Annotated in this window: 17 protein-coding genes; 9 read left to right on the forward strand and 8 right to left on the reverse strand. The window is 66.3% G+C overall.

Annotated features, from left to right (window positions below; all coding sequences use genetic code 11):
* Positions 1-4 precede the first annotated feature (4 nt).
* The gene (gene aceA / locus AB4879_RS24220) at positions 5-2,308 is read right to left on the reverse strand and encodes an isocitrate lyase ICL2 (protein WP_102806406.1); all 2,304 of its coding nucleotides are present in this window, start codon (positions 2,306-2,308) and stop codon (positions 5-7) included.
* 449 nt (positions 2,309-2,757) lie between these two features.
* Here aceA and AB4879_RS24225 point away from each other — a divergent pair, with 449 nt between their 5' ends.
* From AB4879_RS24225 to AB4879_RS24235, 3 genes are read left to right on the forward strand one after another with little or no spacing between them, the layout of a single operon-like run.
* Positions 2,758-3,957, forward strand: a complete 1,200-nt coding sequence (locus AB4879_RS24225; RefSeq protein ID WP_370509615.1) for an MCE family protein — start codon at positions 2,758-2,760, stop codon at positions 3,955-3,957.
* Between the two features lie 52 nt (positions 3,958-4,009).
* Complete coding sequence (locus AB4879_RS24230; RefSeq protein ID WP_370509616.1) at positions 4,010-4,207, forward strand: ferredoxin; 198 nt, start codon at positions 4,010-4,012, stop codon at positions 4,205-4,207.
* On the forward strand, positions 4,208-5,656 hold the full coding sequence (locus AB4879_RS24235) for an APC family permease (protein WP_370509617.1): 1,449 nt from the start codon (positions 4,208-4,210) through the stop codon (positions 5,654-5,656).
* Between the two features lie 51 nt (positions 5,657-5,707).
* Here AB4879_RS24235 and AB4879_RS24240 read toward each other — a convergent pair whose 3' ends face one another.
* The 7 genes from AB4879_RS24240 to AB4879_RS24270 form a co-directional block, all read right to left on the reverse strand.
* Positions 5,708-6,274, reverse strand: a complete 567-nt coding sequence (locus AB4879_RS24240) for a peptidoglycan endopeptidase (protein WP_370509618.1) — start codon at positions 6,272-6,274, stop codon at positions 5,708-5,710.
* Positions 6,275-6,585: 311 nt separating this feature from the next.
* Positions 6,586-7,497, reverse strand: coding sequence for an enoyl-CoA hydratase (locus AB4879_RS24245; RefSeq protein WP_370509619.1), 912 nt, complete (start codon positions 7,495-7,497; stop codon positions 6,586-6,588).
* 29 nt (positions 7,498-7,526) lie between these two features.
* Positions 7,527-8,996, reverse strand: a complete 1,470-nt coding sequence (locus tag AB4879_RS24250) for an AMP-binding protein (RefSeq protein WP_370509620.1) — start codon at positions 8,994-8,996, stop codon at positions 7,527-7,529.
* On the reverse strand, positions 8,993-9,775 hold the full coding sequence (locus tag AB4879_RS24255; protein ID WP_370509621.1) for an SDR family NAD(P)-dependent oxidoreductase: 783 nt from the start codon (positions 9,773-9,775) through the stop codon (positions 8,993-8,995). Before AB4879_RS24255 ends, AB4879_RS24250 begins: the two co-directional genes overlap by 4 nt.
* Positions 9,768-11,330, reverse strand: coding sequence for an AMP-binding protein (locus tag AB4879_RS24260; protein WP_370509622.1), 1,563 nt, complete (start codon positions 11,328-11,330; stop codon positions 9,768-9,770). Before AB4879_RS24260 ends, AB4879_RS24255 begins: the two co-directional genes overlap by 8 nt.
* Before the next feature lie 6 nt (positions 11,331-11,336).
* Positions 11,337-12,077, reverse strand: coding sequence for a GntR family transcriptional regulator (locus AB4879_RS24265; protein ID WP_370509623.1), 741 nt, complete (start codon positions 12,075-12,077; stop codon positions 11,337-11,339).
* Between the two features lies 1 nt (position 12,078).
* The gene (locus tag AB4879_RS24270; protein WP_370509624.1) at positions 12,079-13,683 is read right to left on the reverse strand and encodes an SMP-30/gluconolactonase/LRE family protein; all 1,605 of its coding nucleotides are present in this window, start codon (positions 13,681-13,683) and stop codon (positions 12,079-12,081) included.
* Between the two features lie 153 nt (positions 13,684-13,836).
* On the opposite strand from AB4879_RS24270, the gene AB4879_RS24275 reads away from it, so the two are divergent.
* From AB4879_RS24275 to AB4879_RS24300, 6 genes are read left to right on the forward strand one after another with little or no spacing between them, the layout of a single operon-like run.
* Entirely contained in the window at positions 13,837-14,682 is an 846-nt protein-coding gene (locus AB4879_RS24275; RefSeq protein ID WP_370509625.1) for an SDR family NAD(P)-dependent oxidoreductase, read from the forward strand.
* Positions 14,683-14,694: 12 nt separating this feature from the next.
* The gene (locus AB4879_RS24280) at positions 14,695-16,068 is read left to right on the forward strand and encodes an SRPBCC family protein (protein ID WP_370509626.1); all 1,374 of its coding nucleotides are present in this window, start codon (positions 14,695-14,697) and stop codon (positions 16,066-16,068) included.
* Positions 16,065-17,906, forward strand: a complete 1,842-nt coding sequence (locus AB4879_RS24285; RefSeq protein ID WP_370509627.1) for a flavin-containing monooxygenase — start codon at positions 16,065-16,067, stop codon at positions 17,904-17,906. Before AB4879_RS24280 ends, AB4879_RS24285 begins: the two co-directional genes overlap by 4 nt.
* Entirely contained in the window at positions 17,906-18,820 is a 915-nt protein-coding gene (locus AB4879_RS24290) for an SDR family NAD(P)-dependent oxidoreductase (RefSeq protein ID WP_370509628.1), read from the forward strand. The genes AB4879_RS24285 and AB4879_RS24290 overlap by 1 nt, the downstream gene beginning before the upstream one ends.
* Complete coding sequence (locus AB4879_RS24295) at positions 18,817-19,974, forward strand: CaiB/BaiF CoA transferase family protein (RefSeq protein ID WP_370509629.1); 1,158 nt, start codon at positions 18,817-18,819, stop codon at positions 19,972-19,974. The genes AB4879_RS24290 and AB4879_RS24295 overlap by 4 nt, the downstream gene beginning before the upstream one ends.
* On the forward strand, positions 19,971-21,143 hold the full coding sequence (locus tag AB4879_RS24300; RefSeq protein WP_370509630.1) for an acyl-CoA dehydrogenase family protein: 1,173 nt from the start codon (positions 19,971-19,973) through the stop codon (positions 21,141-21,143). The genes AB4879_RS24295 and AB4879_RS24300 overlap by 4 nt, the downstream gene beginning before the upstream one ends.
* Positions 21,144-21,148: the final 5 nt, after the last annotated feature.

The following is a 21,148-nucleotide window of genomic DNA, read 5'->3' on the forward strand; positions in this document are numbered from 1 at the left end:
GGGGTCAATCCTCCTTGGCGATAAGCCGTTTCAGCGCCACCCGGTCGGGCTCCAGCAGCTCGGCGATGCGCTCCTGATTGACGTCGGCGACGATGATCTCGCCGACGTCCTTGTGCACATCGCTGAAGATGCCGTGCGCCTTCATCTTGTCGGCCTGATAGATGTTGTCCTCGGTCGGCGTCACGTAGTAGACGGCGTCCGCCTTGAACCGGTGCACCATCCACAGATGGATCAGCGTCATCAGGCGCTTCTTCCGCAGCTTCTCGGCGAAGGTGTTCTGGTCGCGCACCGTCAGGATGCTCCGGCCGTGCCGGTCCTTGATCGGGTCGACCAGCACGTTGGCCAGCAGCTCCTGTTCGCCGCCCTTCTCTCGCTCGCCGTAGATACCGAGCTCGAGGACCTCGCCGCCGGCACGCCGCGGACGCAACGTCACCCGCAGCTTCTCGCCGAGCTCATAGTGCTCGCTCCACAGCGCCAACCAGTCCTCGAGCAGCTTCTTCGGCACTTCGGTCTGCACCAGGTGCTGGTGCTGGGTGGAGCCCTTGCCCATCGACTTGGTGGTGGCGGTGCGACCCGAGGATGCCGCCAGCGCGGCATCGCTGCGTGGTCCGCCGACCAGCGTTTGCGGTGTGCGGTACGGCGATTCGACCAGCCGCATCTTGCGCTGCAGACGCGCCAGCGCCAGCATGCCGTCCTGGCGCAGGGCGGTGGCGAATTCCTCGGCGGCGACACCGTCGATCTGGTGGCCGCCGTAGGTCATGAAGTTGAAGACGAAGCCCATCTTGCCGAGTTCTTCTGGGAAGGCTCGCATCTCCTCGTCGGTCATCCCGGTGGTGTCCCAGTTGAACGAGGGGGAGAGGTTGTAGGCCAGCATCTTGTCCGGATACACCGCATGAACGGCCTCGGCGAACTCGCGGGCGTCGGCCAGATCGGCGGTCTTGGTCTCCATCCAGAGCAGGTCGGCAAACGGCGCTGCGGCAAGGGATTTCGCGATCGCGTAGGGAATGCCGCCGCGGACCTGGTAGTAACCCTCGGGGGTCTTGGCCCGCTCGGGATCCCAGGCTGCGTCGACGCCGAGTTCGCGTGCCTTCTCCCGGGCCGCGTGCAGCGATGCGGTCTTGGCGAACTCGCGCCAGTCCGCGGCGCTCATCTCGTGCGGCTCACCTTCGCTCTCCCGGAATGCGAGAAGCTCGGCCACCGCGTCGCCGTAGGTGTCCAGCGAGGCGTCGTCCTGCCAGGCGTCGACGAATCTCGACTCGACCTTGTCGAACAGGGCGTCCAGCGAATGTTCTTTACCGTCGCGCCATGCGGCGGCCTGTTCGGTGATGAGGTCGGAGATGCCCTGCCGCTGCAGCCAGGCGTCGGCCACCGCGTACTCACCTTCGGGCAGCGCGTAGAGCAGATGGCCGTTGAGCTCGGTGACACCCGACTCGTAGAACCGGCGCACCATGGCCAGGAAACACGACTTGTACGGCGGCACCTTGAGATTGGTCGCGCCGAGCAGGAACGGCTGGTCCCGCTCATCACCGCGGCTGTCGATGAGGTTGGCCGCCTCGGCATCGGTGCGGGCGACGATGATGCCCGGCACACCCATGATGTCGAGCTGGAAGCGGGCGGTGTTGAGCCGTTTGAGCTGTTCGTCGGACGGCACCAGTACCTTGCCGCCCTGGTGGCCGCACTTCTTGGTGCCGGGGCGCTGATCCTCGATGTGATAGCCCGCGACGCCGGCCTCGACAAAGCGGCGGATCAGGTTGCGCACGTGCGGATCTCCGCCGTGGCCGGTGTCGGCGTCGGCGATGATGAACGGCCGGTAGTCGACGGCCGGCGTGGCCGCGCGCTGCTCGGGGGTCATCTGCAGGCGCAGGTACTGCTGGTTGCGGTCGGCGGTCAGCAGCGCGCGTACCAGGCCCGCTGCCTCCTCGGGCACCTGGCTCAGCGGGTAGCTCGCCAGGTCCGGGCCCGGGTCCTCGGTGGTCGAACCCTTGGCCGAGGTCGCCCAGCCCCCCAGGTAGATGCCCTCGATGCCCATCCGCTTCATGGTCACCGCCTGGCCCGGCGAGTACGGCCCGAAGGTGGTGATGCTCTTCTTGGCTGCGAAGAGTTCTCGCAGCCTCTTGTAGAAGGCGGCCGACGCCTCACGGGCGACGGTGTAGTCGACGGGGATCGTGCCGCGCTGTTCGACGACTTGGGCTGCGGTGTAGAGGCGGGTGATCCCCTCGAATCGCGGACTGTCGATGTATTGCTGGGTCTCGCTGACCGCGCGCTGATGGGGCGACTGGGTCGCTGAGTCCGCTTCGATGATGGACATGGGTCTCACGCTCCTCGCTGAGCTGTTCCCGCGCCGGCGACACCCCCGGGCGGCACAGTCGATTATCCCGACTCCACCGCTTACCGGAGCGGGTTTGGGGCCAGTTCGGGAAGCCGTCAGCATCCGGTCGGCGGGCGGCACCCGCCGATCATCGGTGCCGCAGTGCCACAGCAAATATTGCAAAGACAAATTGCCACCCTTATCGGCGGCCGTTGGCAATGCACATCAGGGCTCGCGGAATTGGTTGGGCACCTGCATATTCCACCGCGTCGGTCCGGTTCCGGATATATTGACGATGACGCAATCAGAATTACTGAATTAACGGCATGGCGAATTGCGCGGATGGCGACCATTCGACTCGCACATCAGGTACATTCCTGTGGTCCATATCACTGGCCACGGCCGGTAGGGGCGCTCGTTCGCTTGGGTCGGGGTGAGGAGGGGCTGCGGTGAACTGGCGCGACCGTCCGCCGCTCAAGGCTGCCGGCTTGATCTTTCTCGCCGTGATCGTTCTGGTCCTGTCGTTGGTCTATTTGCAATTCCGCGGCGATCTGTCGCCTCGGGCAACGTTGACGATGGTGTCTGATCGCGGCGGCCTGGTGATGGACACGGGGTCAAAGGTCACCTTCAACGGAGTGGTGATCGGCCGGGTCATCAACGTCAGCTCCGGGGAGCGCGACGGAAAGAACATTGCGCGGCTGAGGCTCGACGTCGAGCCCCGCTATCTGGCCTACATCCCCGCCAATGTGCACGCCGACATCAAGGCCACCACGGTCTTCGGCAACAAGTACGTCGCACTGTCGACACCGAAGAATCCGGTGTCGGCCCGGCTGACGACGTCCGACGTGATCAACGCCTCCAGCGTCACCACGGAGTTCAACACCCTGTTCGAGACAGTCACCTCCATCGCCGAGAAGGTGGATCCGGTCAAGCTGAACCTCACGCTGTCGGCGACGGCCGAGGCGTTGAACGGGCTGGGCACCAAGTTCGGCCAGTCGATCGTCAACGGCAATTCGGTGCTCGACGACATCAACCCGCAGATGCCGCAGATCCGCCGCGACATCCAGCGGCTGGGCGATCTGGCCGACGTCTACACCAAGGCCAGCCCCAACTTGTGGGATGCGCTCGACCACGCGGTGGTGACCGCGAACTCGCTCAACGGCCAGCAGCACGACATCGACGCGGCCCTGCTCGCCTCCATCGGATTCGGCAACACCGGCGCCGACATCTTCGAGCGCAGCAAGCCGTACTTCATTCGGGGGATGGCGGACCTGGTCCCCAGCTCCCAGCTTCTCGACACCTACAGCCCCGAACTGTTCTGCGGTATTCGCAACATCGCGCAGGCGGCACCCAGTGCACTGGATGCCTTCGGCGGCAACGGATATTCACTTTCCACGATGACCGAGATCCTCGGCGCGCCGAATCCCTACGTGTACCCGGACAACCTGCCAAGGACCAACGGCAGGGGTGGACCGGGCGGAGCACCGGGGTGCTGGCAGACGATCGACCGCAATTTCTGGCCGGCTCCCTACCTGGTGATGGATGACGGGGCCTCGATCGCGCCGTACAACCACTTCGAACTCGGCCAGCCCTTGCTCACCGAGTATGTGTGGGGGCGTCAGGTCGGAGAGAACACCATCAACCCCTGAGGCCTTGCCGAAATCGGCACGTCCGCTCGGGGGCCGCGGTTAACCTGAGCCGATGCGGGTCCGCCTGGAGAGCTCACGGTGCGTGGGTCATGCGCTGTGCTATGCCGTTGATCCCGAGCTGTTTCCGGTTGACGACATGGGCTACTCGACACTCGAGGACCATGACGTCGCACCCGGAGACGAGCAGCGCACCCGAGACGGTGTCGCAGCTTGCCCGGAACAGGCGCTGGTGCTCGACGAGGGTGACTGATTGGCGGGGCACGAGGTGTCCGGTGATCCCGCGCTGCGCCGGACCCTCACCGTCTGGTCGGCGGTGGGTGTGTCGGTTGCGCTTATGGCACCGTCGATGGCGATCAACATCAATCCGCAGGGAACGGCCACCGCGGTCGGTCGTGCAGTCCCACTGGCGTTCCTGTTGGCGACAGTCGGCGTTCTGCTGATCGCCCACACGTTCGTCCGGCTCGCCCAACGGTTCAGCCACGCCGGCAGTGTGTACGCCTTCGTCGGTGTCACGCTCGGACCGCGAGCCGGCAGTGTGGCCGGCTGGCTCAACGCGGGAACCTATGTCTTTTTCGGCGCGGTGACTGCGACGGCAGCGGGCATCTTCCTGACCGATCTGGTTCGAAAAGCTGCTGCCCCCAACGAATTACCGGATTGGATTGCGTTCGTGTTCGCCTGGCTGGTGCTCGCCGCAGTGTGGTGGCTCGCCGCCAGGGAGATCAGGGGTGGCGCCACCGTCCTGCTGGTCACCGAAGGCCTGACGGTGATGCTGATCCTGGTGGTGGCGGCGATCACGCTGGGCAAGGTGATCACCGGCCACACTCCCGGCGGTCAGCATCTGGACATGTCGGTGTTCACCGTCGCCCCCGGTACCTCGGTCTCGACGGTGTTCCTGGGAATCGTGTTCGGCTTCCTGTCGTTCGCCGGCTTCGAGGCCGCGGCGACTCTCGGTGAGGAAACCGAGGCGCCGCGGCGCAACATTCCCCGGGCCATCCTCGGTACCGCGCTGTTCGGCGGGGTGTTCTTCGTGACGGTCACGGCGATCGAGATGATGGCGTTCGGCACGGACTCGGCCGGGGTCGCGGCCTTTGCCAAATCCGACGCGCTCATGGGCGATATCGCCGAGCGGTACGTCGCACCGTGGCTGTCCTATGTCATCGTCGTCGGCGCGACGTTCAGCGCGGCGGCCTGCTGCCTGGCCAGCGTGGTGGGTGCGAGCCGGCTGCTCTACGCGCTCAGCAGGGACGGTATCGGCCCGGCCGCGCTGGCAGCTGTGCATCCCCGACGCAACGTTCCGCATGTCGCGGCGGCAACAGCGGTGGCGGCGGTGTTCGCAATCCAGGCGATCGGCTGGATTGCGTTGCGGGCGCGTCCATTCGACGTGTTCAGCATCGCGGCCACAGCGGGCACGCTCATCTTGCTGGTGGCCTACGCACTGGCCACGTTGGGAGCTGTCCGGCTGCTATTCCTCGCCCGCGACAACCAGATTCGCAAGTCGGAGGTGATCCTGCCGTTGCTCGGTCTGGCCTTGCTGGGATACACCCTGTATCGCAATGTGATCCCGTGGCCGCACGGCAGTGCGGTGTGGGGGCCGTGCCTGGCTGTCGCCGTCCTGGTGCTGGTCGTGGCCGGCGTGCTCGCCCGGCCCGCCGCCGCCCGTGACGCAGGAGCGAAACTCATCGCACAACAGGGCTTTTGACGATATACGCCGCACTGCCGGGGTGGGCAGAGCGGCGTACTCGTGGATGTTCTATGCGGGCTGGGGAACGGGATCGACTGGCGGAGGGGCGATATCGGCGCCGGCGGGCACGATGTCGGGGGCCGGCGGAGGAACGTCGGCAGCCGGCGGCGGCGGCGCGTCGACGGTGTCGACAAACACCGGCGCATCCGGAGCCGGCGGGGGAGCATCCGGCGCCGGCGGCGCGGGCGGATCCTGAGTGGCATCGGCAGGCATCGGCAGGTACATGTGGTGGGTGAACTGCGGCTGGTAGGCGCCGCCACCGCCGACGCGCACGCCGCCGCCCTCACCGCTGGACACCGCGGTGCCGTCGGGCAATGTGACTGCGGTGTGGCGGCCATTCCAGCCGATCACCAGGGAATTGGGGGCGGTTCCGTAGTGGAATCCGCGGGCGAGGAGGGCGGCTTCCTCGTTGCCGGTGTGGAACCGGCTGCCAAAGGCAGGCCTTCCGGTGGCCACATTTGACACCCAGGAGGCCAGTCCCGAGCAGTCGGTGCCAGCCGGTGTGTCCCCGCCGGGGACGTACGGCGTGCCTGACACCTGACTGATCAGAGTCATCAACGTCGCGATTGCAAACATGCGGCCGAAACTAACAACAATTTGCGCGCAGACCAAAGTCTGTGCTTTTCACCACGTTTCGCGAAAAAGTGTGTCCTGCACAACATAAATCTTAAGATTTATAAGGCTAATCCGATTAACGCGCTTTGCGCATTCCGCGAATTAAAGCCTATAACAAGGGATTTCGGCAAGGCATCGTTCACGGCACGTCGGCAGCAGTCGCCCAACCGCACGGCTCATCGGTCACGGCCTGTGACAGCGCCGAGACTACTTGAACGATTCAGGTGAGCTGGAATCGGGACTTTGCCGTGATCGCGCAGCTGTGCCGACGATCAGCCTTCAGCGCGGACCTGGTCCTTGACCGCAGGCACGATAGGCGGCGCGGTCTTCCAGTTCGGCAGGCCATCGGACTCCAGGCCCACCGGCCAGCCCTCCTCGTGCACCTGCGCCCAGTGTGAGTGATTGAGCTGGTGCAGCGTGAAGCAGGCGTTCAGCGCGTTGTAGAAGCCCATGTTGTCGACGGTTTGATTCACCGCTTCTTTGGCGAGCAGAGCCGCCATCGTGGGCACCTCGGCGACCCGGCGGGCGAATTCCAGCGTCTTGTCGGCGAGCTCGGCTTGAGGGAAGACCTTGGTGATCATGCCGAGCTGATATGCCTCGTCGACCTCCATGGCGTCACCTGTGAGCATCAGCTCCTTGGTCTTGCGGGGGCCGAACTCCCACGGATGGGCGAAGTATTCGACACCGCACATACCCAGCCGGGTGCCCACCACGTCGGCGAACCGGGTGCCCTCGGCCGCGATGATCAGGTCGCACGCCCACATCAGCATCAGGGCCGCCGCGTAGACGTCGCCGTGCACCTGCGCGATGGTGATCTTGCGCAGGTCGCGCCACCGGCGGGTGTTGGCGAAGAAGTGATGCCACTCCTGCAGCATCAGCTTCTCGGCGCCCTCCCGGTTGGCGCCGAGGCCCTGAAAGCTCGGGTGCTGGTCCGGCCCCGGGGTGTACTCGGCCCGCGACACCGCCGACCCGAGGTCGTGACCGGACGAGAACATCGGGCCATGACCGCCCAGGATGACCACCCGAACCGTGTCGTCGGCCTCGGCCCGCAGGAACGCCTCGTTGAGCTCGACCAGCAGGCCGCGGTTCTGCGCGTTGCGCGCCTCGGGCCGGTTGAGCATGATGCGGACGATGCGGCCGTCATCGAGCTCTTCGTAGGTCAGGAAGCGGTAATCGGTGGACATAGCGGCATTCTATGCAGACGAGAACGTCGTTACCCGAGGCGGGCGCGCAATTCGCGCTTGAGCACCTTGCCGTAACTGTTCTTGGGCAGGTCGTCGACGAAGAGGTAGCGCTTTGGCCGTTTGAACCGGGCGATCCGATCGAGCAGGTGGGCGTCGAGCACATCGCCGGCGGCGGAGCCCACGACGAACGCCACGACCACCTCACCCCACTCGGGATCCGGCGCACCGATCACGCAGGCTTCGGCCACGTCGGGATGCTCCAGCAGCGCCTCCTCCACCTCCCGCGGATAGATGTTGCTGCCTCCGCTGATCACCACGTCCTTGGAGCGGTCGTGCAAAGTCAGGTAGCCACGGTCGTCGAACGACCCCATGTCCCCGGTGTACAACCAGCCCTGCTTCACGGTGTCGCGGGTGGCCGCCGGGTTGTTCCAGTATCCGGACATCACGACGTCGCCCCGGCACACGATCTCACCGATCTCGCCCGGCTCGGCGCGGCCGCCGTCCGCGCGCAGCACGGCCACCTGGACGCCGGAACGGGGGTATCCCACCGACCCGAGGATCGCGTCGTCGCCGAGTTCATGGTCGGCGCGCCGCAATCCGGTGATCGTCATCGGCGATTCGCCCTGGCCGTAGATCTGCGCGAAGACAGGCCCGAACGCGGCCATCGCCTTCTTGAGGCCGTCGACGTACATCGGGCCTCCGCCGTACACGATCATGCGGAGGGCGGCGGGAGCCTCCCGCCCGGTGCCCACCAGGCGCTGAATCATGGTGGGCGCCAGGAACGCTGATGATCCCGGGTGTGCCGCGCAAAGATCGAGGAATTCGTCCGGGTCGAAGACGCCGGATGCGGCAACCACCTGCCGTGCGCCGCGCAGCACGTACGGCGCGATGTAGAGACCGGAGCCGTGCGACATCGGGGCGGTGTGCAGCAGGCTGCAATTCTCGTCCGGGGAATCGATGTCGGCCAGATGCGCCACCGTCATCGCGGTGAGACTGCGGTGGGACAGCATCGCTCCTTTGGAGCGGCCGGTGGTGCCGCTGGTGTAGAAGAGCCACGCCAGCGTCGACGGGTCGGTTACCGGGACGTCAGCGGGCGGGGCGGTGAACCGCTGGTCGTAGTCCGGGCCGCCGATCTGTTCGACGCCGACGGGGGAGTGCGGGGTCAGGTCTGCCGCGATCTTGGGAGAAGCGAATACCGTTGCCGCACTGCAGTCGTCGAGGATCTGTGCCATCTCACGGGGATGGAGCTTGAAGTTCACCGGGACGACGACGCACTCGGCCGCCCACAACGCGTAGAACAGTTCGATGATCTCCGCGCGGTTCTCGCTGGCGATCGCGATCCGCTGGCCTGGTGCGTGGACACGCCGAAGCGATGCGGCCAGTCGCAGCGCGCGCTGCTTGAGCTCGCTCCAGGTGTGCAGCTGCTGCTCGCCGCGGTAGACCGCGCCGCGGTCGCCGAAGCGGTCCGCTGCCTGATCGAGGGTGGCGAACAGGTTCACCGGGCGACCCACTGCGAGGTCAGCGCGAAGTCGGACAGATACTTGGTGGAGCTCCAGCCGCCGTCGACCACGATGGTCTGGCCGTTGATGAAACTGCCTGCGGGGGAGCACAAGAACGCCACCGTGCCGGCGATGTCCTCGACCCGTCCCAGCCGGGTGTGCGGTGTCATCTCCGTCTGCATCTTCCGGAAGCCGGGGTCGTCCAGGCGGTGCTCCACCATCGGGGTGACCGTGACGCCCGGCGCGACGGCGTTACTGCGAATCCCTTGTGCGCCGTACTGGCACGCGATGTGCAGGGTCAGTGCGGTCAGGCCGCCCTTGGCTGCCGAGTAGGCACCGCCGCGCAGACCGCCGACCACGGCGAAGGTCGAGGTGACATTGATGATGGCCGAACCCGTTGGCATGTGCGGGATCACGTCGCGGGCGAGCCGGAACGGCGCGCGCAGCATGACCCCGAGGAAGTGGTCGAGCGTCTCGTCGTCGGTTTCGTGTAGCGGTTTCGGGCTGCCGACCCCGGCGTTGTTGATCAGGAAGTCGACATGTCCCCACCGGGAGACCGCCGCCTCGACGATCCGCTGCGGCGCATCGTCGTCGGTGAGGTCGACCGCCAGCGTGGCCACCCGGTCGGGATCGCCGATCACCTCGGCCAGCGCGGCCAGCCGGCCCGCGTCGCGCCCGGTGCCGACGACCGCCATGCCTGCCGCGGCGAGCGTTGTGGCGCAGGCGAATCCGATTCCACTGCTTGCGCCCGTCACCACCGCCACCTGTGGATCACTCATCCGCGTCGACCAATCTCGCTCGAATTCGATGTTTCAGTACTTTGCCTGCGTCGTTCTTGGGCAGCGCGTCCCAGACGACCACCTGCTCGGGCCACTTGAACTTCGCGACACCGGTGGCCTGCAGAAAGTCACGCAGATCGCCGACGTCTGGCCCCGGCGGCCGATCGGTGACGATCACCGCGCACGCGCGCTCCCCGGTGCGCGGGTCGGGAACCCCGACGATCGCGATCTCGCCGATGTCGGGGTGGCCGAGCAGTACGTCCTCGACTTCCTTGGGGGAGATGTTCTCGCCGTTGCGGATGACGATGTCCTTGGCCCGGCCGGTGACCACGAGATAGTGGCCGTCCACCCAGTGACCGAGATCGCCGGTGCGGAAATAGCCGTCGGCATCGAAGGCGTCGGTGTCGTCTTCCGGATGCAGGTAGCCCAGCAGCATCTGCGGACCCCGGGCCCGGATTTCACCGTCCACGATCGTCACGTCGGCGATGCCGGGTCGGCCGTCGGTGTCGGCGGCCCGGTCGCGATCGTCGGGAGCGCCGATCGTCGTGACCGGCACCTCGGTGGAGCCGTACACCCGAGTGATCACCGCCCGCTCGAAATAGTCGGCGGCAGTGCGGATCAGCTGTGGCGAAACCGAGGCGCCGCCACAGATGAACACCCGCAGGTCGGGTAGGCGGGTGTTCGCGCGTTGGGCGGCGGCGAGAATCGCCTGCAGGAACGGCGTCGCGCCGGTCATGTGTGTGCAGTGCTCGGCGGTCAGCAGTGCGACCGCGCCGTCGGAGTCCCACCGGTCCATCAGCACCGCGGTGGTTCCCAGCAGCACTGGACATTCGAACGCATAGATCGAGCCACCGATGTGGGCGATGGGGGAGGGCACCAGGAATGCCGATCCCGGATCGATCAGCCAGTGTCTGCCGATCTGGCGGATCAAGGCGTGAATCGAATTATGGCTGTGAAGAACACCTTTGGGCCGTCCGGTGGTGCCGGAGGTGTAGAGGATCATCCGGACGGCGTCGGGGTCCAGAGCCGGGGCCGACGCCGGCTGGGTGGGCAGCGAGTCGAACGCGAGCTGCCCGGTCAAGGGTTTACCGCGGACCACGACGACAACCGGTGGATGGGGCAGCGCCGCGGTGACGCGCTGGAGCATTGCCGCATAGTCGTGACCGCCGACATCGCCGGGCACGAAGATCATTCGCACATCGGCGTCGGCCAGGATGAAAGCGAGCTCGTGGTCACGCAGCGACGGCAGAATCGGATTGACCACCATGCCGGCCGCGGTCGCGGCGTGGTAGATGATCGCCGCCTCATGCCAGTTGGGCAGCATGAACGACACCACGCTTGCGGCGGGTATCCGGGTCAGCATCGCGCCGGCCAGCCCGGTCGCCCGGTTGTGAAGTGTTGCGCAGTCGAGGCGCATCGGGCCGTCGACGAGAACCTCCCGCTGCGGGGTGTCGCGGGCGGCGGCGGTCAACGCGTCCGCCAGGGTGTCGTGCACCCACAATCCGGAACCGTAGGCCCGGGCGGTCAATTCGGCGTCACGCTGCGCGGTGCGCATTGCCCGTCAGCCCTTCACCCGTCGCATCGTCATCGAGTGGCGGAACCGCGAGGCCGGGTGCGTATTGACGGTCACCTGGGCGATCTCACCATCAGACGTGATGTAGGTGCGTTGCATCTCGAGTGCGGGTGTACCCGGTTCGACCTTGAGCCGGCCGGCCAGCTCGACGCTGATCTGGACAGCGGAGATCTCCTGCCGCACTTCAACGATGCTGAGCCCGAACAGGTCCTCGATGAGCGGGAAGATCGGCCCGCTGTGGTTCTGCAGCATCCGGCCCACCGCCGCGAACGCGCGGTTGATGTAGTACTCGGTACGACAGACCGGGGCGTCGGCTCCGTCGGCGCCGCGGAAGCCCCGCACCGCCAGCCATTCTTCGCCGGCCGCCAACCCTGACCGGTGCTCGAGTTCGTCGTCGATGGTCACCATGGCGATCGATTCGATCGCGAAGCGGGCACCCGTCGCGAAGGCCAGCAGATCATTGATCGACACCACGTCCTGGACGTAGGCGTGTGCCGACGGCCTGGGCACCACCATCGTGCCGGCCCGCGGCCGGGACGACACCAGGTTGTCCTCACGCAGCCGTCGCAAGGCTTCGCGCACCGTATACCGGCTGACCGAAAACCGTTGACACAGTTCGTGTTCAGTGGGTAGCTGAGAACCGACGGGATACACCCCGTCCACGATCTCCTTGCGCAGCGTGCGGGCCACCTGAATATAGCGGTGGTCGCCGGACTCGGGAGGTGTCATGTCAGCTGCTCCGGCGCAGGGCCAAGATGCTGCCGTCGGCATCGGCCGAGACGTATATGGTGCCGTCCGGCGCGGCGGCGATCCCGGCGAACGGCCCCTGGGGACCCGAGAACGGCGGCATGCCGCGCAGCGGTTTGGGGGTGACGCCAGGTGGTGTGCCGACCGGAAGACCCGAGGCGATCGTGGTTCGCGATCCGCTGTCCAGATCGACTTCGAGCAGCGACTTGGCGTCCGCGTCGACGATGTAGAGCCGGTTGGCGTCCACCAGAATGCCCTGCGGACAACCCAATCCGTCCACGACCGGCTCGATCGTGCCGCCATCGACCCGCACCACCCGGCCGCGTTCACTGACCAGCGGGCTGCCATCGGGCCCGAACGCCACCCCGACCGGAGTATCGAGTCCGGTCGCCAATACCTCGGTGCGGCCGGCGTCCACTGACACCAGCCGCCCGGTGCCCTGCTCCACGGCGACGATGCCGCGCGCTGCAACGGCCACCCCGTAGAGCTGGTCTAATCCGGCTGCCAGAAAATCGCTTTCGCCCTGGGTGGGGCGGAACCGCGCGACCTGCCCACCTGACGTCGTCACCACGAATTCGCCCGGCCCCGTCGCGGTCACACCCCGGACGAAACCGGGGTAGCCGGGGCTGAACAGCATGCCGAGCGTCTGCAGTTCGCCATCGGCGCCTAGTGCATAGAAGTAGGTGCCGTCCGCGATGTACACGACACCGTCGGAACCGACCGTGAGGTCCAACGGCCAGTTCAGCCCGCCGGGCAGCGCGGTGCGGGTCTGCAGGCCGTCGAGGACCTCGGTGATCTCGCCGGTGAAGTTGGAGACGAACAGTCTGTTCCCCACGAACGTCAGGTTGTCCAACCCGGGACTGAGGTTGGCCAGCACGGTGTGCTCGCCGGTGCGGGGGTCGATCTGCAGCACCTGGCCGCTGTGTACCTGGGTGGAGACCAGATTGCCGTTCGCGTCGAATTTCACCGCATCGGGCACGCCCAGGCCGCCGGCCACCACTTCGGGGCCGCCGCCATCGGGGTCGATGCGCCAGATCTCGTTGGCACCCATCACCGGGAAGTACAGCAACCCGTCGGGTCCGACCTCCATCGCGTTGGGTGAGGGCACGTTCTCCAGCAGGATGCGCGGCGGTCCGCCGGCCGGATCGAGCTCGATGATGCGGCCACCCTCGCGGCATTCACAGATGAAGAGCCGGCCGCGGTGCATGGTGATGCCGTTGGCGCAGGGCAGATCGTCGCGCAGCACCCGAGTGCTGCCGTCGGCGGCCCGCACGCTGACCCGCCCGTCCATCACCTCGGTGGCGTACAGGTTCCCGGCATCGTCGAACGCGACGTCGTCGGGGGCGATGATGTCGCCGCCCTTGGCGCTGATCGTGTCGAGTGATCCGGTCCCGATGTCCAGGGCGCTGATCTGGCTGCCGGTCACCTGCGCGATGTACACCCGACCGTCCGGACCGGTCCGCAGACCGTTGGCGCCGAACAGCCGGCTGGGTGCGGTGCGGCGCTCGATGGTCCAGCCCTCGGCCACCACAGGGGGTTGGACGAGGGTGAAGCGGCCAGGCGAAGAACGCAGCGACCTCTGTTCCACCGCGTGACCGTACCAAGCTGATTTAGTCCAGACAATAGGCGCCATATTTCTGCATGATCACCCTTGACGACGCCATAATCGCTGCGGAATCATGTTCTCCATTCGGCAGAGTGCATCTATTTGTCCGGACAAAATGGTGAGCGAAAGCAGGGTATGGCGGATCTCCTCAGGCTCGACGGCCGCATCGTGGTGGTGTCCGGCGCGGGCGGCGGCGGCATCGGAACCGCTGTGACCGCCATGGCCGCACGGGCCGGCGCGACGGTTGTGGCCGTCAGCCGCTCGCAGGACAACCTCGACACCCATATCGGCCCGCTGATCGCCGAGGGACTGCCGATCGTGCCCGTGACAGCCGACGCCGCGACCGACGACGGGATCGCAGCCGTGCTGGCCGCGGCGCGCCGCACCGAGGGGCGACTGCACGGATTGGTCAACATTGCCGGCGGCGCCGCACCCTCGACGTGGATGCCCGCCACCCGGGTCAGCCGTGACGACTGGCGAGACCTGTTCACCGCGAATCTCGAGACGATGTTCTTCATGAGCCAGGCGGTGGCCGCCGAAATCCGTGCAGTGGGTGGGCCGGGCTCGATTGTCTCCGTGTCCTCGATCAGCGGCATGAACACCGCGCCGTTCCACATCGCCTACGGCACGGCCAAAGCCGCGATCGTGGCGGCCACCCGCACCCTGGCGGTCGAACTCGCGCTCGACGACATACGGGTCAACGCCGTGGCACCCGGGGTTACCGAAACCGAGGCGTCACGCACCTACGTCGACCCCGATCCGGAACGGGACCGAGCGGCGATCGCGATGGGACGGCGGGGACAACCGGAAGAACAGGCCGGCGCCATCGTGTTCCTGCTGTCGGACCTCGCCAGCTACATCACCGGCCAAACCCTGCTCGTCGACGGTGGCCTGGACCTGCGGTGGAGCCACCTTCGTGCCGACAACACCTCGCTGTTCCTCGCCGACGACGACTTCCGCCGCGAAATCAGCAGGCCCTGAAAGGAAGTGATGATGGGCGAACTGGAAAGTGCCGAAGAGCTCGCGGAGCCGATGACCATCGATGTCGATGCTTATATCTCGCCGGAGTATGCCCGCGCCGAACGCGACAAGCTGTGGCGCACGGTCTGGCAGCAGGTCGGCAGGGTGGAGGAACTGCCCGAGGTGGGCAGCTACCTGACGTACGACATCCTCGACGACTCGATCATCGTCGTGCGAACGGGGGCGGACACTTTCGCGGCGCACCACAACGTGTGTATGCACCGCGGCCGCCGGTTGGTGGACACCCCGACGGGGGCCAAACATGCTGTCGGACGGGCACGCAAGTCGTTCGTGTGCGGATTCCACGGCTGGACCTATGGTCTGGACGGCGCCTGCACTCACATCCGGGAAGAAGCCGACTGGAAGGGTGCGCTGAATCCGGACAACACCCGGCTTCGGCCGGTGAACGTCGACACCTGGGGTGGCTGGCTGTGGGTCAACATGGACCCCGACTGCGAACCGTTGGCGGACTACCTGTTCCCGGCCGCGAAGATCCTCGATCCGTTCGGATTGGAGAACATGCGGTGCAAGTGGCGCAAATGGGTGCATTTCGACTGCAATTGGAAAGTCGCGCTGGAAGCGTTCAACGAGACCTATCACGTCTTCACCACACACCCGGAGTTCAACAAGTTCGGTGAATTCAAGGGCTGGGCCAAGGCGCAGGGCAGGCACAGCAACATCGGCTACGACGCTCCGGAGGAGATGGCCGAGACGAAGTCCAAGATCAGGCTCGGGACCGGCGACCCCCGCATCTCCACCGCGGAGATGCAGGTGTACACCATGGAGGAAACCAACGCCACCACCACGCAAACCCTGGTGGCCGCCGCACTGCGACTCGTCGACGAATTGCCCGAGGGCACCCCGGCGGACAAGGTTCTGGAGCACTGGCTGGCCTCCGCGCGGCGCGACGACGAGGCGCGCGGGGTCTTCTGGCCGACCATCCCTGCCGACATCCTTGGGCAGAGCGGCACCGCATGGCAGCTGTTCCCGAACTTCCAGATCGGACAGGGCCTGACCAGTGCGCTGTGCTACGGCGCACGCCCCGACCCGGGCTATGACCCGGACAAGTGCATCTTCGAGGTGTCGGTGTTCGAGCTGTACCCCAAAGGCGCCGAGCCCCAGACGGAATGGGAGTACACCCCGGTCGGCGATCCGCGGTGGCGCAGCGTACTACCCCAGGACTTCTCCAACATGGCCGCCGTCCAGCAGGGGATGAAGTCGCTGGGTTTCCCCGGGACACAGCCCAATCCATATCGCGAGCGCAGCACTGTCAACCTGCACTACCAGTTGTCGAAGTACATGGGCACCGGGGAGCCGCGACCGCTCGCAGAGGAGACCGGCCGATGACCGCCGACTGTGGACCCACCCGGACACCCGACGACATCGACATCGATGCGCTGCGGGAGAAGTACCGCGTCGAGCGGGAAAAGCGACTACGTCCGGACGGCTCCGCGCAATACCTGGAGCTCGACGGCGACTTCGCCGAGTTCTACGAAGTCGACCCGTATACGCCGGTGGTGCAGCGTGATCCGATCATCGAGGATGTCGATGTGGTGGTGCTCGGCGGCGGCTTCGCCGGGTTGCTGGCGGGCGCCCACCTGAAGAAGGCCGGCGTCGACGGCATCCGGGTCATCGAGATGGCCGGTGACTTCGGCGGCGTCTGGTACTGGAACCGGTTCCCGGGGATCCAGTGCGACAACGATGCCTATTGCTACATCCCGATGCTCGAAGAGCTGGGCTTCATGCCGTCGAAGAAATTCGCCGACGGCGCCGAGATATTCCAGCACTGCCGCAACATCGGCAAGCACTTCGGCCTGTACGACGGAGCGCTGTTCTCCACCCAGGTGCGCGAACTGCGCTGGGAGGACGAGACGCACCGCTGGCGGATCAGCACCGACCGGGGGGACGACATCCGGGCCAGGTTCGTCGTGATGGCGCAGGGCTCCTACAACCGGCCGAAGCTGCCGGGTATCCCGGGGATCAAAGACTTTGCCGGCCATGTGTTCCACTCCGCGCGCTGGGATTATGACTACACCGGCGGCAGCGCGGACGGCGGCTTGGACAAACTGGCCGACAAGCGCGTCGCGCTGGTGGGCACCGGTGCCACCGGGATTCAGCTGGTTCCGCATCTGGGCCGGGACGCCAAGGAGCTCTTCGTCTTCCAGCGCACGCCGTCGTCGGTCGACGCGCGCACCAATCCGCCGACCGATCCGGCCTGGGCGGCGTCGCTGCCACCCGGCTGGCAGGAAGAACGCAAGCGCAACTTTCACAACTGGTCGCCGTTCGTCGGTGTGGTGTTCGGTGAACCGGATCTGGTGTGCGACTTCTGGACCGAGCTCGGACGGAACCTGACTGCCCGGATCGCCGCGACCGAGGATCCCGCTTCGGTGTCGATCGAGCAGATCATGGCGTTCCGGGAGGAGGAGGACTTCAAGATCATGGAGCGGCTGCGCCGCCTGGTGGCCGAAGTCGTCGAGGATCCGGCCACCGCCGAGGCGCTGAAGCCCTACTACCGCTTCATGTGCAAGCGTCCGACGTCCAGTGAGCACTACCTGGCCACGTTCAACCGTCCCAACGTCACCCTCGTCGACGTGTCGGCGTCCAAAGGCGTTGAACGGCTGACCGAGCGGGGGATCGTCGCGGACGGGGTCGAATACCAGGTCGACTGCGTGATCTTCGCGAGCGGCTTCGAGATCTCCACCGAGATCAGCCGTCGATTCGCGATCGACGCCATCGTGGGGCGGGACGGGCTGTCGTTGTTCGACCACTGGCACGACGCCTACTCGACATTGCACGGCATGACCAGTCGCGGCTTTCCCAATCAGTTCTTCATGGGCTTCATCCAGGGCGGAGTCTCGGCCAACACCACCGCCATGTTCGAGCAACAAGCCAAGCACATCGCCTACATCATCGCCGAGGCCCAGAATCGCGGCGCGACCACCGTCGAGCCGAGCCAGGAAGGTCAGGACGCCTGGGTCACCACGGTCCGTGAGCTGTCGATCGACAACTCCGCGTTCGAACTGTCCTGCACGCCGGGCTATTACAACAACGAGGGCCAGGGCGGCGCGAAGGACAACGGCGCTTTCCTCGGTGACTTCTACTCGCCCGGCTTCTACGCCTTCGATGAACTCCTCGAGCAGTGGCGGGGCACGGGTGATCTCGACGGCCTGGTACTCGGAACCTGATGGCACCGGCACGATTCGACGACCGGGTCGCCGTCATCACCGGCGCAGGCCGGGGTCTGGGTCGCGAGTACGCGTTGCTGCTCGCCGGACTGGGTGCCAAGGTCGTGGTCAACGACGCGGGCGGGGAGCTGACCGGTGAGGGCACCGACACCGGCCCGGCTCAGCAGGTGGTCGACGAGATCACCGCAGCAGGTGGGGAGGCGATCGCGTCGCCGGAGTCGGTGGCGAGCGCCCACGGTGGCCAGGCGATCGTGGCGGCGGCCCTCGAGGCGTACGGTCGCTTGGATGTCCTGATTCACAACGCCGGAAACGTCCGCCACGCACCGCTGTCGGAGATGACGGCCGAGACCTTCGACGCGGTGCTCGACGTTCACCTGCGCGGTGCTTTTCACGTGGTGCGCGCTGCGTTTCCGTCGATGTGTCAGGCCGGCTACGGTCGAGTGGTCCTCACGTCGTCGATCGGCGGCCTGTACGGCAACCACGGGGTGGCCAACTACGCCGCGGCCAAGGCCGGGGTGATCGGGTTTTCCAACGTCGTCGCGCTGGAGGGCGCCGACCACGGGGTGCGCTGCAATGTCATCGTCCCGGCGGCGGTTACCAGAATGGCCGAGGGTATCGACACCTCCGCCTACCCGCCGATGGGTCCTGAGCTGGTCGCTCCCGTGGTCGGCTGGCTGGCGCACGAATCATGTTCGGTCACCGGCGAAATTCTCACCGCGATCGCCGGACGGGTGGCCCGGGTCGCCGTCGTCGAGAGCGCCGGGGTCTACCAGCCGGCGTGGACCGTCGACGACGTGGGCGCTCGTATCGACCAGATTCGCGACCTCGGGGAGCAGCTCATGTTCCCGGTGGTCCCCGACGGCCACCACGCGCACATCGGCCACAGCTTCGCTATGGCAAGGGGCACGGTATGAACAGCAGCGGCCCGCTGGCCGGGATCCGGGTGGTCGACCTCACCGCGATGGTGATGGGACCCTACTGCACCCAGATCCTGGCCGACATGGGCGCCGACGTCGTCAAGGTCGAGCCGCCGGCCGGTGATGACACCCGCTACGTCTCGGTCGGCCCCGTACCGGGGCTCAGTGGTGTGTTCGTCAACGTCAACCGCGGCAAACGCAGTGTGGTACTTGATCTTCGATCCGACGAGGGTCGGGCCGCGCTGCGCGCGCTGATCGCGCGTGCCGACGTGTTCATCCACTCGATGCGCGCGAAGGCGATCACCAAACTCGGGTTCGGCTACGACGACGTCGCCGCCATCAACCCGTCGATCGTCTACACCAACTGCTACGGCTACGGCCGCCGCGGACCCGACCGGGACCGTCCCGCCTACGACGACACCATTCAGGCCGAGTGCGGCCTGCCGGCCGTGCAGGCCGAATTGACCGGTGAGGCGAACTATGTCGCCACGATCGTCGCGGACAAGGTCGCCGGACTCACCGCGGTGTATGCGACGACGATGGCGCTGTTCCACCGCGAGCGGACCGGCGAAGGTCAGGAGGTCGAAGTCGCGATGTTCGAGACGATGGCCTCGTTCATGCTCGTCGAGCACGCCAACGGCGCGATGTTCGACCCTCCCCTCGGGCCCGCGTTGTACCACCGGACGGTCGCGCCGAATCGAAAGCCGTATCGCACCAAGGACGGTTACATCTCGGCGCTGATCTACAACGACCGGCACTGGGCCAGCTTCATCGGCGCCGTGCAGCCGGCCTGGGCTACCGAGCGATACGCGACGCTCACGGCCAGGGCCGCCGAGATCGACACTGTGTACTCACTGGTGGCGCAGACCATGACCGAACGCACCACCGAGGAGTGGTTGACGTTGTTCGTCGAGCTCGAGATTCCGGCCGCACCGCTGAATTCGCCCCAGGCGCTGTTCGACAACGAACAGCTCAATGCGGTCGGATTCTTCGAGACCGTGCCCACCCCCCAGGGTCCGGTTCGGATGCCGGGCGTGCCGACCTGGTTCTCCCGGACTCCGGGGCGGATCGCCGGGCCCACACCCGAACTCGGCGCCGACACCGAGGCCGTGCTGGCCGAGCTGGGTCTGGCGGAAGTGGAGAGCCGATGAATCTGAACTTCGACATGGGCGCGTCAGCGGCAGCACTGCGCACACAGCTGCGTGAGTTGGTGAAAGACCATGTTCCGGATGGATACCTCGGGGCGTTCACCGATGACCCCGCGGATCTGGATGTCGCACAACGGTTTTGCAAAACGTTGGCCGCGCACGAACTGCTCTGCCCGGCCTGGCCGAAGGAGTTCGGCGGTCGCGGCGTCTCGGTGTGGGAACAGACCGTGGTCCGCGAGGAGATGTGGGCGCACCACGAGCCGCGCGGTGCGCAGTACATGGGGGTCAACTGGGTGGGACCGATCATCATGCGGCACGGCACCGAATCCCAGCAGCGCACCCATCTTCCGGCGATCGCCCGCGGCGACGTGATCTGGTGTCAGGGCTTCTCGGAACCGGAGGCCGGATCGGACTTGGCGTCACTGCGGACGACCGCGCGGCGGGACGGCGACGGCTGGTTGGTGAGCGGTCAGAAGATCTGGACGTCGTACGCCACCATGGCGCAGTGGTGCTTCCTGCTGGCGCGCACCACCAAAGTGGGAGAAGGCGCAACGCAGAGAAAACAACAGGGCCTGACGATATTCCTGGTCCCGATGAACGATCCCGCGATCCAGGTGCGGCCGATCCGCTCCATGATGGGCCCGCATCACCTCAACGAGGTGTTCTTCGAGGACGTGCGGGTCACCGAGGCGGATGTGCTCGGCACGGTCGACGACGGATGGTCGATCGTGCAGGAGGTGACCTCGTTCGAGCGGGTGGGAATCGCCCGGTACGCGCGGTGTGAACGGTTACTGGCGGCGGCGCCAACGGTTCTCGGCGACCGCTGGGATGACGTGTCCGCTGAACTGCGCGGCAGATGGGTGCGGATGTTGACGCATTGCCGCCGTGCGCGGCTGATGGCCTATCGCATCGTGGAACTCCAGAGCGCCGGTCGGGTCCGGCCCGGCGACGCTGCCGCCTACCGGATCGCGGTCACGAAGCTGGATCAGGACAGCGCAGAGGTATTGATGGACATCGCGGCCGAGGTGTCACACGACGACCCGCGGGCGGGATGGTTCCTCGGCGAGGTCGAGGACCATTGGAAGTACTCGCAGGCCTCCACAGTGTCCTCGGGCAGCATCGAGATGCAGCGCATCCTGCTGTCCCGTTCTCTGCTGGCGGCGGCGAAATGACCTCG

Origin of the sequence: Mycobacterium sp. SA01, assembly GCF_041287105.1 — a bacterium.
GTDB lineage: Bacteria > Actinomycetota > Actinomycetes > Mycobacteriales > Mycobacteriaceae > Mycobacterium.